14 protein-coding genes are annotated in these 16,524 nt (G+C 37.4%); 4 read left to right on the top strand and 10 right to left on the bottom strand.

Features of this window, described 5'->3' with window-relative positions; genetic code table 11:
* Positions 1 to 22 precede the first annotated feature (22 nt).
* The 3 genes from RBH95_RS07455 to RBH95_RS07445 are packed head-to-tail and all read right to left on the bottom strand — an operon-like array spanning position 23 to position 2,967.
* Positions 23 to 1,099 carry an ABC transporter permease gene (locus RBH95_RS07455; RefSeq protein ID WP_307902056.1) on the bottom strand — a complete coding sequence of 359 codons (1,077 nt, stop codon included), beginning with the start codon at positions 1,097 to 1,099 and terminating at the stop codon, positions 23 to 25.
* 4 nt (positions 1,100 to 1,103) lie between these two features.
* Positions 1,104 to 2,423 (bottom strand): BT_3928 family protein, encoded by a 1,320-nt coding sequence (locus tag RBH95_RS07450; RefSeq protein ID WP_307902055.1) that lies wholly within the window; start codon positions 2,421 to 2,423, stop codon positions 1,104 to 1,106.
* Positions 2,424 to 2,430: 7 nt separating this feature from the next.
* Positions 2,431 to 2,967, bottom strand: coding sequence for a DUF1599 domain-containing protein (locus tag RBH95_RS07445; RefSeq protein WP_307902054.1), 537 nt, complete (start codon positions 2,965 to 2,967; stop codon positions 2,431 to 2,433).
* 153 nt (positions 2,968 to 3,120) lie between these two features.
* On the opposite strand from RBH95_RS07445, the gene folP reads away from it, so the two are divergent.
* From folP to RBH95_RS07425, 4 genes are read left to right on the top strand one after another with little or no spacing between them, the layout of a single operon-like run.
* Complete coding sequence (gene folP, locus RBH95_RS07440; protein ID WP_307902053.1) at positions 3,121 to 3,945, top strand: dihydropteroate synthase; 825 nt, start codon at positions 3,121 to 3,123, stop codon at positions 3,943 to 3,945.
* Positions 3,946 to 3,952: 7 nt separating this feature from the next.
* Positions 3,953 to 4,621 carry a hypothetical protein gene (locus RBH95_RS07435; RefSeq protein ID WP_307902051.1) on the top strand — a complete coding sequence of 223 codons (669 nt, stop codon included), beginning with the start codon at positions 3,953 to 3,955 and terminating at the stop codon, positions 4,619 to 4,621.
* A gap of 35 nt (positions 4,622 to 4,656) precedes the next feature.
* Positions 4,657 to 5,439 carry a diadenylate cyclase gene (locus tag RBH95_RS07430; RefSeq protein ID WP_307902050.1) on the top strand — a complete coding sequence of 261 codons (783 nt, stop codon included), beginning with the start codon at positions 4,657 to 4,659 and terminating at the stop codon, positions 5,437 to 5,439.
* 3 nt (positions 5,440 to 5,442) lie between these two features.
* Positions 5,443 to 6,216, top strand: coding sequence for a DUF3667 domain-containing protein (locus RBH95_RS07425; protein WP_307902049.1), 774 nt, complete (start codon positions 5,443 to 5,445; stop codon positions 6,214 to 6,216).
* A gap of 180 nt (positions 6,217 to 6,396) precedes the next feature.
* On the opposite strand, the gene RBH95_RS07420 is transcribed toward RBH95_RS07425, so the two are convergent.
* The 7 genes from RBH95_RS07420 to RBH95_RS07390 form a co-directional block, all read right to left on the bottom strand.
* Positions 6,397 to 7,839 carry a flotillin family protein gene (locus RBH95_RS07420; RefSeq protein WP_374047820.1) on the bottom strand — a complete coding sequence of 481 codons (1,443 nt, stop codon included), beginning with the start codon at positions 7,837 to 7,839 and terminating at the stop codon, positions 6,397 to 6,399.
* Positions 7,808 to 8,440: a hypothetical protein gene (locus RBH95_RS07415; RefSeq protein WP_307902047.1), complete on the bottom strand. Its 633-nt coding sequence runs from the start codon at positions 8,438 to 8,440 to the stop codon at positions 7,808 to 7,810. Before RBH95_RS07415 ends, RBH95_RS07420 begins: the two co-directional genes overlap by 32 nt.
* 439 nt (positions 8,441 to 8,879) lie before the next feature.
* Positions 8,880 to 10,685 carry a long-chain fatty acid--CoA ligase gene (locus tag RBH95_RS07410; RefSeq protein ID WP_307902046.1) on the bottom strand — a complete coding sequence of 602 codons (1,806 nt, stop codon included), beginning with the start codon at positions 10,683 to 10,685 and terminating at the stop codon, positions 8,880 to 8,882.
* A gap of 244 nt (positions 10,686 to 10,929) precedes the next feature.
* Positions 10,930 to 12,354: a TolC family protein gene (locus RBH95_RS07405; protein ID WP_307902044.1), complete on the bottom strand. Its 1,425-nt coding sequence runs from the start codon at positions 12,352 to 12,354 to the stop codon at positions 10,930 to 10,932.
* A 9-nt stretch (positions 12,355 to 12,363) separates the two neighbouring features.
* Positions 12,364 to 13,737, bottom strand: a complete 1,374-nt coding sequence (locus tag RBH95_RS07400; protein WP_307902043.1) for an HlyD family secretion protein — start codon at positions 13,735 to 13,737, stop codon at positions 12,364 to 12,366.
* 5 nt (positions 13,738 to 13,742) lie between these two features.
* Positions 13,743 to 15,407 (bottom strand): peptidase domain-containing ABC transporter, encoded by a 1,665-nt coding sequence (locus RBH95_RS07395; protein ID WP_307902042.1) that lies wholly within the window; start codon positions 15,405 to 15,407, stop codon positions 13,743 to 13,745.
* Positions 15,397 to 16,077, bottom strand: coding sequence for a TetR/AcrR family transcriptional regulator (locus RBH95_RS07390; RefSeq protein ID WP_307902041.1), 681 nt, complete (start codon positions 16,075 to 16,077; stop codon positions 15,397 to 15,399). Before RBH95_RS07390 ends, RBH95_RS07395 begins: the two co-directional genes overlap by 11 nt.
* Between the last annotated feature and the right edge of the window lie 447 nt (positions 16,078 to 16,524).

Below are 16,524 nucleotides of genomic sequence, written 5' to 3'. Positions count from 1 at the left end.
TTACTGTTTTGTTGCCCAGCCCCTATTCCAATTTCACCTTGGGATCCAACCAAGCATAAATAATATCTACAAAAATATTAATAATTACGAAGAGGGTGGCAATAATCAGCACCGAACCCATGATAACGGGGAGATCCAAAGTGTTTAGGGCATTTACGATTTCCTTTCCCAAACCGTTCCAACCAAAAATATATTCCACAAAAACAGCGCCTGCCAACATCGAGGCAAACCAACCGGAAATAGCCGTTACCACAGGATTCATGGCATTTTTGAGGGCATGTTTTTTTATAATTTGAAATTCGCTCAGTCCCTTAGCTCTAGCCGTCCTGATATAATCTTGGTTAAATACTTCCAACAAGGAATTTCGCATCAATTGAATGACCACTGCCAACGGACGAATCCCCAAAACAATGGAAGGTAATATCAAGTTTTTCCATTTTATGTGGATGCCTTCGCCAAAATCGTCCATTTCATATAAGCTTCCGGTCATTTCCAAATGGGTGTATTCATGTAATACAAAACCAAAAAACCAAGCGAACAAAATGGCACTGAAAAATGAAGGGACACTCATGCCCAAAGTACTCAACACCTGAATAACCTTGTCCAACCATTGGTCTTTGCAAAGTGCAGATACTATTCCTAAAAATATCCCCACTCCTATAGCGATGATTATGGCTGAAATAGCCAACACAAACGTATTTGGGAGCGTCTCAGCAATCACTTGACTGACTTCTTTTCCTTGTTTGGTAAAGGACTCCCGTAAATAGGGTAGTTTTAAAACAACATCGGTCTTACCGACTTCAAAAAGTGGCATCGCCGAATATTTTCCAGGTCTTAAAAAGGTATAATCCTCTGGGTTTGTAGAATGGAAAGACACCGGAGACAAATCGTTTAAATAGTAAGCATATTGGGTAGAAATAGGCTTATCAAAACCATATTTTGCCTTAACGGCCGCCAATTGCTTACTATCTTCATTTTGCCCCAACATCATTTGGGCAGGATCGCCTGGCAATACATTAAATAAAAAGAATATAACGGTTACCACTCCAAACAAAGTGAGCAGCGCATACCATATTTTATTTAACAGATAATTGACCAAGCAGCTAGTTGTCTTTAAGGGTCACTTTTATAGCTCCTGTGGCTTGCTCATCAGCTTCCAACTCAAGTTCTTTTAACAAAGTGCTGTCCTTGATAACTTCCATTTGTTGGATCATAGTAGAATCCAAAGCATCAAAAGCCTCCTTGGTAGCACGTTCATCATTGATAAAATACACAATATGCTCTTCTGGCACTTTTTCAACCTTAGGTTCTGGCTTGCGGGCGACTTTAGGAAGGTCTAAATCATCAACATCGTTCCAATGTACTTTCTGCATGATGGTACCTTTTTCCAATACCAACACTCCTGGATTGGAACGCACGATGGTTTTCAGCACTTTTTCATCACACAAATAAAAATCGAAATCCAATTTATAGTCTTCTTTTATCTTTTGCTTTACAGGAGTCCCCGAAGCCGATAATCCAATTACGGTATAGCCATTTTCAATAGCCTGATCCGTAATTGTTTTTAGGGCATTCAACCCTTCTTTTTCGGCACTTTCCAAGCTATAACTTACCACCATTACCAAATGGTCTTCTTCAAGAAAATGTGCCGTGAAGTCATCTTCTTCCGACTCTATGGAGAAATCCAAAATAGTTGGCTCGTAACCAGGTTCAATCACCGTTGTTTCCACACTGATGTATTCCCCATCTACGCTTGGGTAACTTCCGTTGGTCACAAATTCTTTTTCTTCACCATCCACCTTAAACAACCATTTCCATTCCATAACTGGCTCTTTAGCACCTTCTGGAATACTCATTTTTTCCTGAATATTGCTTCCTATATTGTAGGCTCTAAAATCGATAGCAGGCAAATGCATAAGCACATGATAGGCAAACCACATACACACAATAAAGCTCAATAGCGACACCATGGTCACTCCCAACTTACTGAAGATTGGCTTGATATACCTAACATTGAAGAATAGCACCAATATTAGCACCAACAAAATCACGTCTTTTGTAAAGGATTCCCATGGGGTTAGTTTAATGGCATCTCCAAAACAACCACAGTCTTTAACCTTATCAAAATACGCTGAGTAGAACGTCAAGAATGTGAAGAACACAATCATGCCCAACAAACTCCATACAGTGAATTTAGGCTTGTAGCCCACCAAAAGGAACACTCCCAAAACCACTTCAAAAATCACAACGAATACCGAAATCCCCAAGGCATAAGGCTCTAAGGAAGGGATGTTCAACACGTCGTAGCTAAAGTATTCTTGAAGCTTATAGGAAAACCCTAGTGGGTCGTTCAATTTTATAAATCCTGAAAAAATAAAAAGTGCCCCTACCAAGAGCCGGCAAATGTTTACTATAAATTTCATAAAAAGCTTATTGGGTTAAATGAATCATGGCAAAAACAGAGTAGTTAATCATATCCTGATAATTGGCATCAATGCCTTCGCTTACCAAGGTCTTGCCTTTATTGTTTTCGATTTCTTTTACACGAAGTAATTTTTGAAGGATCAAATCCGTAAGGCTGCTCACACGCATATCTCTCCAAGCCTCACCATAATCATGATTTTTGTCCATCATGAGTTGTTTGGTCAAAGCAATCTTTTCATCATACAATTTAGTGGCTTCCTCAACAGATAGATCTGGTTTTTCAACCACACCCTTCTCCAATTGAATCAAAGCCATCGTGCAATAGTTGATAATTCCAATGAACTCACTGGTTTCATCTTCGTCAATCTTTCTTACGTCGTTTTCCTGTAATCCGCGAATGCGTTGGGCTTTTATAAAAATTTGATCTGTAAGGGAAGGAAGTCTTAAAATGCGCCACGCGCTCCCATAATCTTTCATTTTATTGATAAAAAGGGCTCTACAAGTGGCAATGACTTCATCGTATTGTTTTGAAGTTTCTTGCATTGAATACATTTAATTTTCCGTAAATTTCGCATAAAAAACTTTAAACATCAAAGTTTAAGGTTTAAAGTTTGGGCCATGCCCAAAAATGTCTCGGGATTTGCTTTTTTCTCAAATAAGCGCCTTAATTTTACACTTCATTCTTCGTTAAAAACCATGACCATAAATTGCAAAGGACAACTTGTAGAGCTTTCAACTCCCAAAATAATGGGGATTTTAAATGTAACCCCCGACTCTTTTTACGATGGCGGGAGCTACAAAAATGAAAAGGATATTCTGGACAAAGTGGCCTCCATGCTTGAGGATGGCGCCACATTTATCGATTTGGGTGCTTACAGTTCGCGTCCCAATGCCGAGCATGTTCCTGAAACCGAAGAATTGCAACGCAGCGTTCCTATTGTAGAATTGATTTTAAGAGAATTTCCTGAGACCTTGATTTCCATAGATACCTTTAGAAGTGAGGTGGCCAAAACCTGTATTGAAGCAGGTGCCGCTTTGGTCAATGATATTTCAGCGGGCCTATTGGATGAGAACATGTTAGCTACCATGGCAAAACTTCATGTGCCATACATCATGATGCATATGAGAGGGACGCCGCAAACCATGCAACAGCACACCCAATATGAAAACCTAACCAAGGATATTCTGTTCTATTTTGCAGAGCGTATGGCCGCCGCAAGAGCTTTGGGTATCCACGACCTTATTGCCGATCCAGGATTTGGGTTTTCTAAAACCTTAACCCAAAACTATGAGCTGTTACAACACATGGAACTCTTCAAAAATTTGGACATTCCGTTTTTGGTAGGTATTTCCAGAAAATCGATGATCTACAAAGTTTTGGACACCTCTCCAGAACACGCTTTAAACGGCACAACGGTTTTAAACACCATTGCCCTACAAAAAGGGGCTTCCATTTTGCGTGTACATGATGTCAAGGAAGCTATGGAATGTGTGCAACTTTTTAATCAACTAAACTCTTAATCTCAATATGAAGTATTTCAGCTTGCTTATCGTTTTGCTATGCTTGTCTTGTGGCAATGACAAACTGGTTATGTTACCGGAAATTGAACATGCCAGCATCACTAAAATCCATGATGTATCTGCCGCTTACCTATTTTATGATGAAACTTTGCCCGACAGTATCGAACTGAACCGCAAAAATTTGATAAGCACCACCAATTGGCTGATTAATGTAGACAAGCGATTGACTTTGGAACAGGCCATTCCTAAAATCATGTTTTTACAAGATAAAAAGCGTAATGCCGAGCTTCATAAAAACGAAAATGCCAAGAACTACTTTACCTGTAATGATACCAGCATTCAAAATTTAGGGTTCATAGATTTCACTGAAGTAATTTACGACACCATTGTACCTAGAACTCCTGATAGTTCTGAAACTAAAAGTATATCCCTGCTAAAATACCACGATACAGAGCATATAGAAATTATAAGTTCCAATGTTGACCTATTAAATACCAATTTGGAACAGCTCACTAATACGCTTCAAGATTCTTTATACGCCCAAAACAGCCCAAGAACCCTAATCCTGGCAATTGAAAAGCATAACACCTTTCAGGACTATATCTCATTAAAATCTGTGCTTTCCTACTCAGAAAACGGTCCTATTACAATAGATCGTAGAGAATTTATTTATTAATCTTATTTTTTTAAATTTACAAAAACACCTACGCCTTGGAGAACTTAAAATTTTGGGATTTTAGTATTGTAGACTTTATTGACGTCTTTCTAGTGGCCATTCTACTTTACTATGTTTACAAACTCGTTAAAGGCACTGTAGCCATCAACATTTTCATAGGGATTATCATTATTTACTCTGTTTGGAAGATCACAGATTTACTCAATATGAAAATGCTCCACAACATTTTCGATGGTTTCATGAAAGTGGGGATTATTGCATTGATTGTCGTATTCCAACCAGAAATCAGGAAGTTTTTGTTGATGGTAGGTTCTACAAATCTGGGAGGGAAACGGAAAATTTTCAGTAAGATGAAATTCCTAAAAAATGAAGTGGAAACCAACACAGATATTTCTGCCATTGTCAATGCCTGTACCAAAATGGGCGCTACACAAACAGGAGCCCTGATAGTCTTGGAACGCAATAACAATCTAGACTTTTTAACAGGAACTGGAGATTCCATGAGCATTGGCGTAACCCAACCTATTATTGAGAGTATTTTTTTTAAAAATAGTCCATTACATGATGGTGCTATCATCATTGAAAACAATGTAGTAAAAGCTACACGTGTTATTTTACCCGTAAACAACGAAAAAAACATCCCCCAACGTTTTGGTTTACGTCATAGAGCAGCAATAGGTATCACAGAAAAAACCGATGCCTTGGCTTTGGTAGTAAGTGAGGAAACTGGACAAATATCCTACATTAAAAATGGGGAGTTCATCATGTTTAAAGATTCCGATGATTTAATAAATATGCTCAAACGCGACTTAGCATAGACGATGGAATGCAAAAACTGCCATACACCGCTTTCTTCGGCTAGTTTATATTGCAACCAATGTGGTGGAAAAGTCATTAAAAATCGACTGACCATAAAAAATTTATTGGAGTATTTTACGGAGACTTTCCTAAACTACGACAATCTATTTATACAAACCTTTTTAACTCTTTTTAGAGCGCCAGAAGATGTCATTATTGGCTACATAAATGGTGTAAGAAAAAAATATGTGGACGTCATTAGCTATTTCGCCATTGCCCTGACCGTTTTAGGAATCCAATATTTTATACTGGCTCATATTTTTCCAAAGGTTTTTGATTTGGGCACCTTAACTCATGGAGCTTCTGCTGAACTTCAAAAAAAGAATACGGATTTTGTGATGGAGCATCAATCCTTTGTCTTCATACTCTACATTCCTATGCACGCACTCATATCCCGAGTGGTGTTTTATAATGTTAGAACCTTCAACTACACCGAACATCTGGTAATCTACTTATACCTAATATCCCAAACGTCTATCTATGGGGCTATTTTAATCATTCTTTTATCCTCTTTTGGTATTCATTACAATGATATTGCTCTGTTTATATCCCTGCCGCTACAAATCATCTACATTTCTTACTGCCTTATAAGACTGTTCAAATTGAATTTAAAGCAATTCATGTTTCGGTTTTCAATATTCCTTTTGGTTGGCACAATCTTCATGATTGTCTTTATGCTATCCTATATTGTAATTCTATACCTAACGGGAAATGAACATTACCTCTTAGAAAATTAAATAAATACTTTAAAAAAGAGGATTAATTAAGAGGCCACTTCTTCCTTCATAAACTGTACTTTGTATAGCTTTTTCAATTTTTCCGAACGTAATATGGAATTCAATGTCTTTTTGAAGTATCCAAAGAGTCATCCCTACAACAAAAGGATCCGCTCATTGAGCGGATCTTTTTTTGTTTTTTTACTCTGTTTCTGTGGTTTCCACTTCACTAACAGCTGCTGTTTCAGGAGCTGATCCGTTTAAAGGTTTTGGATCTTTCCCCTTTAAATATTCAGGAAGTTCCATTCCTGCCATATTAAACATTTCCTGTAAAGGTGGCACTGATTTATACATTCCAGATAAGAAGTTTGCTGTAGAAGATTTGCCATCTCCATTATTGCTTCCATTCTCCCAAACAGTAACCTTATCGATTTTGATATTTTTAATTGCTTCAGACTGCAGTCTTACCAATTCTGGTAATTTATCGGCAATCAACAACAATACAGCATCTTTCGAATTATTCCCGGCCGCCTTTACAATTTGTTCCATACCGGCAGCTTGCTTTGTAAGGATTTCATACTGTCCTTGAGCTTCTGCTTGTGCCTTGAACAAAATTGCATCCGCCTCACCTTTTGCTTTACGACGAATCATTTCGGCTTCAGCCTCAGCGTCGATTTCAACTTTGCTTTTGTCAATTTCAGCTGGAACTATGATGTCTGCCATTTGTGAAGAACGTTCACGTTCTGCTCTGGCTATTTCAGCATCCTTCTCCGCAGCATAAGATTCCTCCAAAGCTTTTGCAGCCTGTACCTTTTCTGCTGCAATTGCAACACGCTCTGCCTCTGCTTCACGCTGACGGCGTAAGGAATCGGAATTGGCTACAGCAATTTTAGCGGTGTTTTCTCCTTCTACCGCTTGGGCATTTGCGGCTGCCACTTGGGTGCGCTCATCCTGAACTGCATTGGCCTCCCCAATAGATCCATCTCTATTTTTCTCGGCTACCGATTTACGAGCAGCATTGATTGCATGAGCTGCAGCTTCTTTCCCTAAGGCTTCAATATATCCGGATTCGTCAACAATATCGGTAATGTTTACGTTGATAAGTTTAAGACCTACTTTCTTTAATTCGGACTCTACACTCTGGGAAATATTGGTCAAGAATTTATCACGATCGGAATTGATTTCCTCAATATCCATGGAAGCCACAACTAAGCGTAATTGTCCAAAAATAATCTCTTTGGCCAATTCTTGGATATCCTGAAGGCCAAGCCCCAAAAGACGTTCGGCTGCATTTTGCATAACTCCAGGTTCTGTAGACACACCAATGGTAAAGCGTGATGGCACATTTACACGAATATTCTGTTTGGACAAAGCATTAACCAAGTTAACTTCAATGGAAATAGGCGTAAGATCCAAGAATTCATAGTCTTGTATCACCGGTAAAATAAAGGCCGCTCCACCGTGAATACATTTGGCAGACTGGCCACCTCCAACTTTACCGTAAACTACTAAAATGCGGTCTGAGGGACAGCGTTTGTAACGCTTTATTAAGATAATTAATAAGACAAAAATAAACAGGACAGCAAATACTACTGTCATGGGGAAAGCTAGATTAAAGCTTTGCAGAGGAAGAAGGTAGTTCATAAATTTCTGATTTTATTGGTTGTATAGGTTTTTTGGTTTCTTCTACGATTAATATGCCATTGCTGGTAACATCCACCACTTTAATAATGGTACCTGATTTTAATTCGAATAAAGAATCGGAAAGAGCTTCCAATTCTCTCAATGTCCCTTGTACTCTAATGCTTACCTTACCCATTCTAGACCGATTAGCACCAACAGTGAGGTAAATTTCACCAACAGCTCCAATGGCATTGTTATAATTAAGGGTACCGCTATCGGTTAATTTTTTCATATAGTAAAACATGGCAGCCATAACGGTCATCATTGCCAGTCCACAGGCTAAGGAAATAATGATGCTGAGAGGTTTTGACAAACCAGCTTCAATACAGCCAATTCCGCTCCATCCAAAAATGGTAAAGAACCCAATAAGGTTTTTGAAGGTTATAAACTGAAATTCAATACCTGTATCAGTATCGATACTTGCATCTACGTCCTCCACATCATCTATACCATCGGCTCCCAAAAAGGTAGAAGCCATAATAAAAAGGAATACTAAAGAGCCTATTAAGGCAATGATCCAATAAAACTTGCTAAAAGCATCAAGAGCAGCAAACCAGTCCATGGTGTATGAAAATTTAAAATTGAAATACAAGTCTATAAATAGAGCCTATAACACTTAAACCATGTTAAAAATTGGAATCTGCATTTTCACCCAAGCTAGCAGCATGGAATCGTAAATTGGTTAAGGGTGAAGACGTTTATTGTTTGTAAGGGAATACCATATAAAAGCTCATTATAAAGCCTTGATTTGGTTGGTTAATTCCTAACAGACTTGAGGCGTCTGCGCTATTCCTTAGCTCTATTAATTTGTAGTTAAAGTAAGTAATTTGTTACAGTCTTTGTAAAAATATTTTTAAATAATTTGAAAATTTGTAATGGAACTCAAGTTTAACAGTGAGCCACATAACTATATGCTTTTGTATATCAGCAAACAAGCTCAAAAACAATTAGCAAATAAATCCTAACCTAAAAAAACCTTTTTTTTGATGTAGCAATACATTTTACTCTAGACCGTAAAGTTGAGCTATGTCATTTTCATGATTTTTTAAAATGACCTTTCTCTTTATTTTCATACTTGGGGTAAGCTCTCCTTTGTCAACCGTCCACTCTTCCGGTAACAATACAAACTTTTTAATTTGTTCAACATGATTAAATAAAGGATTATATCTGTCGATAATACTTTTATAAAGCGCTCGTATTTTTTCAGATTTTAAAGCACTTTCCTTTCCTTTATACAGGACTCCATGTTTTCGACACCAATCTGCTAAACCTGAAAAATTGGGAACTATCAATGCTGAAACAAACTTTTGACCTTCTCCAACAACCATAATCTGTTCAATTAGAAAACTTTCTTTCATTTTATTTTCAATAGGCTGTGGCACAACATACTTTCCTCCAGAAGTCTTGAACATTTGTTTTTTCCTATCGGTAATTTTGAGATACTTTGAATTAATCATTTCACCTATATCTCCAGTGCAAAACCAACCATCCTTCAATACCTTCTGGGTTTCTTCAGGACGTTTAAAATACCCCTGCATTACATTATCACCCTTACAGCAGATTTCCCCATCCTCCAAAAACTTAATTTCCACGGACTTCAATGGCATTCCAACAGTTCCCGGTTGTATATCATTAACACGATTAAAAGCAAGGATTGGAGATGTTTCCGTAAGCCCATACCCCTCCACAACATTAATTCCTGCAGCTCCAAACACACGTATTAACCTTTGTTGGCAAGCTCCTCCGCCCATAATTATGGCTTTTACATTACCTCCAAGGGCATCCCGCCATTTTTTGTAAATAAGTATATCGGCAAGCCTAAGTTGAAGCTTATAGGAAATGGATAATTTTTGATTGAATTCAAATCGATTAGCCAATTTAACTGCCCAAAAAAAGATATTTCTTTTAAATCCTCTTTGTGCTTCTCCAACGGAAATTATTTTTTCATAAACCTTTTCCAAAAGTCTGGGAACTGCACAAAACATATAAGGTTTCACTTCTTGCAGATTTTCAACTACTTTGCCAACGTTTTCGGCAAATGAAATTGTAAAACCATTATAGATGTAAACATACAATGCCATTTTTTCATAAACATGGTTTAGTGGCAAGAAGCTAAGGGCCTGTTTTTTATCTAGAATTAAATGTTCAAACACCTCAGAGGAAACAGCTTCCATATTGGAATAGATATTTTTATGTGACAACATCACGCCTTTGGGAGTCCCAGTGGTACCAGATGTATAAATAATGGTACAAACATCCGTTTCATCAACTTTATTGGCGTAGGTTAAAACATTCTCATAAATAGTTTTGGAAAAAGGCAGTATCAACTGTTTCCAGCTAAGTAAAGCCTCCGAAGTGTTGATTACATATATTTCTTTGAGTTTTGGAAGATCCTGTTTTATGGAATCTAGCTGATTGTACAATTCCATATCCTCTACAAAGCAAACTTCCAAAGCTGCCTCATTAAAAATGGCCACTAATTCAGTTTTTGAAATGTTGGGGTACAACGGCACCAAAACAGCCCCAGTAACTTGTACCGCCAAATCAATAAGAAGCCAATCTGGCGATGAAAAACAAATCAATCCAACTTTAGATCTTTCTTCTACAGTAGATCCATTGCCATTAATACCTTTTACTAATAGAGAGTTTGCTAGACTAAAGACGTTCTCCTTGAATTGAGTTGGCGGATAATGTAGCCAAGTATCCTCTTTTTTATATTGCAAAAAGTTTTCAGGCAACTTATTAATATTGTCTCCTATTAAAAAATCAAAAAGCCTGTGCTGCGAAGCCCCTGTAGAATTGTCCATAACAATCATAATTTATTTGAGATATTTTGGCATGTATTCTCAATTCAAATAAGGTTACATTTTAATTGAAAAGCTGAACTATTTATGGATTACCGATTTCGCAGCCCCAAAATTCCCAAAATGAACATATGCGAAACCTTTACAAAGATAACTGAAAAAGGATGCGGTTAAACTATGACCTGCTCCAAAGCATAATTAACCATTAGATAGTAAGAGTTGTTTTATCTCGGGAACATTATCTAATCTACTCCAAGGTATTTAATATTTGGGCAAACTTAGCCTTTGTCACCAATACTTTATTATTAATATCAATACGCTTTAATTCCGTTTCAATTAATTTGGCCTCTCTATAATTGATCAAAAACAAGGAGCCCTCTCCCAATTCAAAACGTTCTTCTTCAAAAGCTACCAATTGGGTATAATCATCTACCAAATTTTGAGCTATATTGCTTTGAGTTTCATAGGAGCTTATTTCTTGTTGCACCGCGTTAAGTTTATTTTGCAAACTTACCTTTGTAGCCGACAAACTAAACTCCACATCTTGTAGTTTCAATTTAGTTAGCTTCAAGTCACCGCGTTCCTTTCTCAAAAACAACGGCATACTTATATTAAGCCCTGCCTTGTAATTATGGGTAGTCAACGAATTAATCCGTTCATAATCGCTTGTTAAAAAATTATATTGTACGTCTATTTTAGGCAAAAGGTTATTTGTATTCAGTCGTTTTTCTAAAATCAATTGCTCTTTTTCCAAATTGATTGTCTGTATTTTGGGGTGATTTTCCAAAAGTTCTTCGTTAACCTCCAATAAACTACTATTTAAAACTTGATCTGCGATAAAAAAAGAGTTTTCATCTGGCAGCAGACTAGCATCCAATTCTACAGGGATATTATTTTCCAACCACAAATAATTGGAAAGTTCCAATTGGGATTTCACATAGTTGATTCTGGATTTTTCAACATCCAGAGCTCTATTTTTAAAATTGATACTTGCCTCCAGAGTATCAACAGCAGGCTTGTCCCCTGCTTCAAAACTAACCACTACATTAGCTAAGCGTTCCCGAGCATTCTCTTGAAAAGAGGTATATACTTGGTATTCCTGGTAGTACTTTAACCAGCTAAAATAGGTCTCCACTGCCTTGTAGAGAACCTCATTTACAGCCAAACTCTGCTTGTTTAAACTAATGTCCCTGTACAGCTTTGCTTGCTTTAAGGTTGCCATGCGCTCATTAGCCAAAAATCCTTTAGCCAAAGACATGGACACCCCTGCGCTATACAGCCCATCTTCTGGCACCGTGGCTTCAGGATTTAAATAATAACCTTCATTGTTTTCGTAATTGGCCTTTAGTTCTATTCCATACCAAGTGGGAATTTTAAAGGCTGCATTGAGCTTATCATAATATTCGGTCCCCGTAAATTCCTTTGTGTTATAATCTACTTCTATCTTAGGGTCGAAGGCACCTCGCGCCTTCAAAAGTTTAGCTTCCCCTTCGCTCGCCATTAATTGCGCCTGTTTCACAATAGGATGGTACTGTTTTACATAACCCAAATATTCTTCCAAGGTAAAAACACTATCAGAAACAACCTGTCCCTGAACTGTAAACCCCAATATACAGAACAGTGTAACGAGTACCGATGAGCCGTTTGGAAATTGTATATTTTTAAAAACCATTATGAATTCTTAATTGTTGGAGTTATTTTTTAAATCGCTCTTTTGTGCTGCTTCGGGACCCAATGGTGCATAAAAATTTGGCGGAAAACTGTTGATCTGTCTCCACAATTCAAACCAAATTGGCACATCTTCCAAAAGCGCTATTGTTTTAGCTCCTGAACCTACCCGAAGGGCTTCCGGCCAAGGCCCATAATCTGGATCTCGAGTAATCAATACCCGATACATACCATTTGGACTAGCAAAATTTTCAATAGCTACTATATGCGCCCCGTACGTACCATAGGAAACATTAGGCCATCCACTAAACACAATAGCAGGCCAACCTTCAAATTCTACCTGTACATGTTCTCCTTTGTGCAACAGTGGCAAATCTATGGGCTTTACATACATTTCTACAGCGAGTTCATAATTAGCTGGCATAATCCCTACCAAAGGCTCACCTTCCTTAAAGGTTTCCCCTATTCCAGATATTATAGCCTTATTGATATAACCATCCTGTGGCGCCGTGATGTACTGCAAACTATTACGTTTTTCGTAATTGGCTAAACTATTTTCCAACTTGGATACTTGCGCTTCGGTATCAAGTGCATTTGATTCGGCCGAAAACAAATCACTCTGTGCCTTGGCCAATTTATCCCCATAAGTAGCTCTTATTGTAGAAATATTCAATTCGGAATTGATTACTTCATTTTTGGAAGCCAACCATTTGTTTTCCTGAGAAATCAACTTGGCATTAGCCTCCTGCAGTTTGTTTCGGTATTCCTCCACATCCTTCACCGCTTTAAGACCTTTCTCCTGAAGGGTTACAGTTCTTTCAAATTGAGTTTGGGCAATATTGGCTTTTATTTTTATAGCTTCCAGATCAATACTGTCTGATTCCACCTTTAATTTGGATTGAAGCAACTTGTTCTTGGCCTGTTCCAATTTCAACACTTGCTCTTGTTGTAGTGCTGTGTATTGATTTTTCAAAGCTCCTACTTTGGACCTATAAGCTTGAACAGAAGCTGACTTAGCCCTTATTTGATCGCCTGTACGATCCGTTAATTGCTCATCAAAATAGTCACTTTTGATTTCGGATATTTTAAGAATGGTATCCCCTTTCTTTACAAAATCACCTTCCTGAACCAACCAAGCATCAATTCGACCTGGTATAGGCGATTGAAGGGTCTGCGGCCGCTGGTTGGGCTTTAAGGTTGTTACCAAACCTTTGCTGGTAATATTTTGTGTCCATGGTAGAAACAAAATAATAATCAACAAAATAGTACTCACCAATAACACCCTTCTAAACAGTCTATGATGGCTTTTATGCAAGGTAGCTTGACCGGACTTGAATTGTTCCAGATCCAAAAATTCTGAGACTTTATTATTTGAAATGTTCAACATAGCGCTTACAGGTTAATTACATGACCGTCCTCAAGAATAATGTGTTTGTTACACATACGCTTCCAGACATTTAGGTTACTCACTACAATTACACTCCAAGGGTTGGAGGCATCACATAAATATTCAAAGATTTTTTCTGATTCTTCAATATTAAATTGCTTTAAAGGTTCTTCTAATATTAGAACCTTAGGATCTTTTAATATAGCCCTAGCCAATAACAACTTAGCCGAAATAAAGTACGGAATCTGCTTCCCTTCAGGTTTCAATAGCGTATTCAATCCCTTAGGTTGTCGTTTTAAAAAGGAAGTCAACCCTAATTTTTCAAACACCCCGAAAATGGATTCATCGGTTATATCAGTGTCCCCAAAAGTTACATTTTCCCTAATGGTTCCCTCAAAAGGAGATTCCTCAGAAAGCACCATTCCTAAATGCGATCGGTATTTATTAATATGCAGGCTTTCTATAGACAAATTATCAATATAGATGTAGCCATCTGTTGGGGCCAATACCCCAGAAATGAGCTGTAACAAACTTGACTTTCCAGACCCACTTTCCCCTTGAATTAACACACGGTCCGTTGGTTCAATCTTAAAGGAAATGTGTTCTAAAATTGGTTTTGTGCGATTGGTTACCCGGTAGCCGGCGTTCTTAAGTTCGATAGTAAATGGTCTGGCCGCTCCAATTTCCTCTCCATATTGATTTTCAACAGGCTTATCAACCACCTGTCCCAATTTTTCGATAGCTGTCAATACATCATAAAAGGACTCCAAGCCCAAAATGAGTTTTTCGACAGAAGCAATAATTAAAATGATAATAATTTCTGCGGCTACAAACTGCCCGATATTCATTTGTTGGTTAAGCACTAAATATCCACCTACCAATAACAATCCTGCGGTAACCACAACTTTAAAACCAATCATTTGCTTAAACTGAAGCATTAAAATTTTAAAGTGGTTCTCTCTTGACTTTACATAGTCATAGACCAAATCATCCGTTTTATTAAGGGCCAATCTGGTTTTGCCTGACAACTTAAAACTAATTACGGTACGGGCAATTTCCTCGAGCCAATGCGCCATTTTGTATTTGTATTTAGACTCTTTCAAACTGGTATCCAAACCTTTTTTGGCCGTGTATTTAAACACTACAAAAATGAGCCCCATCAACAGTAAACCGAATACAATAAAAAATGGATGGTAAAATGACAATAAAATAAGGGCAAAAATAACCTGTAAGAATGCAGATGGGATATCAATTAAAATTTTAGACAACCCCTTTTGAATGCTTAGCGTATCAAAAAATCTGTTTGCCAATTCAGGCAAATAGTAATTGCGCATCTGGTTCATCTTTATTTTTGGAAATCTATATGCCAAATCAAAAGAAGCCCTAGCAAAAATCCGCTGTTGGATGCTCTCAATAATTCGTATTTGAAAAAGCCTTAAAATACCCGTAAAGGCCACACCAGAAGTTACCAAAACCACCAATACAATCCATGAAGTAGACACTTGACCTCCTTGTAAAAGCGTGATGATGGCTTGAATCCCCAGAGGTAATGTCAAGGCCAAAATACCTTCAAAAATCGCAAAGTAAGCAACTCTAAAAATGTCTTCCCGTTCTAACTGAACCAAACCTAAAAAACGTTTCCAAGGTGACAAACTGTTATTATTCTTCATGCATTAGTGTTTTAAAGATTATGCTGGTATAAAATTGGGTTACCGATGTAGGCTCGGTATTATTGGTTAATGTCTTAAAATGATCTGTAAAAAAGTGCTGATGCAAAGCTCCCTCAACCGTAGAACTGGCCAGACTCAACGGAAACTGGTAAGTGTTGTTATAGCCCTGAATCACTTCTGCAAAGCGTTTCACCACCCGCTTAAAGGGCATAAAGAACCCCTCCTCATTCTCGCTATCGACATCACAGGTTAAGTAGGCTTTAGCATTTTCTTTAATGATTATTTTATTAAGCAGCACCTCATTGATATGTGCAAAATCACTATCCTCCTCGGTAGTCCTTGTTAATACCTCAATAGCCTTTTCAAGTCTTTCCTTTGGATCTTTTAACGCAAACGTCTCCAACACCAATTGATACTCAATCCAAACCCAATACCAAGAGGTTAAATACATCAACAAATGGTGCTTACTCTCGAAATACCGATAAACAGAACTTTCATTGGAATTGATAGTCGTTCCAAGCTTTTTAAAATTGAACTGCTCAAAACCTAGTTCATCAATCAGTTCAATGCTATGCTTAACGATGCGTTTTCCCAAATCGGACGTCTCAGGATCCTTAATATAGATGCCTTTGGGGACTTCAATTTTAAAGTTTTGCAGCAAATTAATCATTTCAATAATTGTTAAAAACACAAATCTAATAGTATTACTATTATTATTGTGATTTGATATATTAAAAATTTGTGAAAATTTCTACAAAAAGATCTATTCAAAAGTTTAGCGCACTCCTTAACCAACTTCCTATTCAAACATCCGAACCCCAAAAACCCCAAAACAACACTCTAAAATACAACATCTTAAAAACAACACCATATGAGTATTCACTTTATTTTCACGGCTATTTTGAAGGCAACAAAAGCACGTTATAATCTATATCATAAAATTCAATGGAAAGTTGTTACTTTAGAAACCATGAAGACATAATCTTTCTTTAGCAATCAATATACAACCGTTTTAAGGGTGAATTTCATTAAAGAAAATACTACTAAAACTATCTTTTAACAATTGTTAAGAAACTCCTCTCTAATTCCCAGATAAATATTTTCTATGTTTGTAATG

The sequence above is a fragment of the Mangrovimonas sp. YM274 genome (assembly GCF_030908385.1).
In the GTDB taxonomy this organism is placed as follows: Bacteria; Bacteroidota; Bacteroidia; order Flavobacteriales; family Flavobacteriaceae; genus Mangrovimonas_A.
Note: the sequence above shows the minus strand (reverse complement) of the source record. Positions and strands in the feature narration are given on the sequence as shown.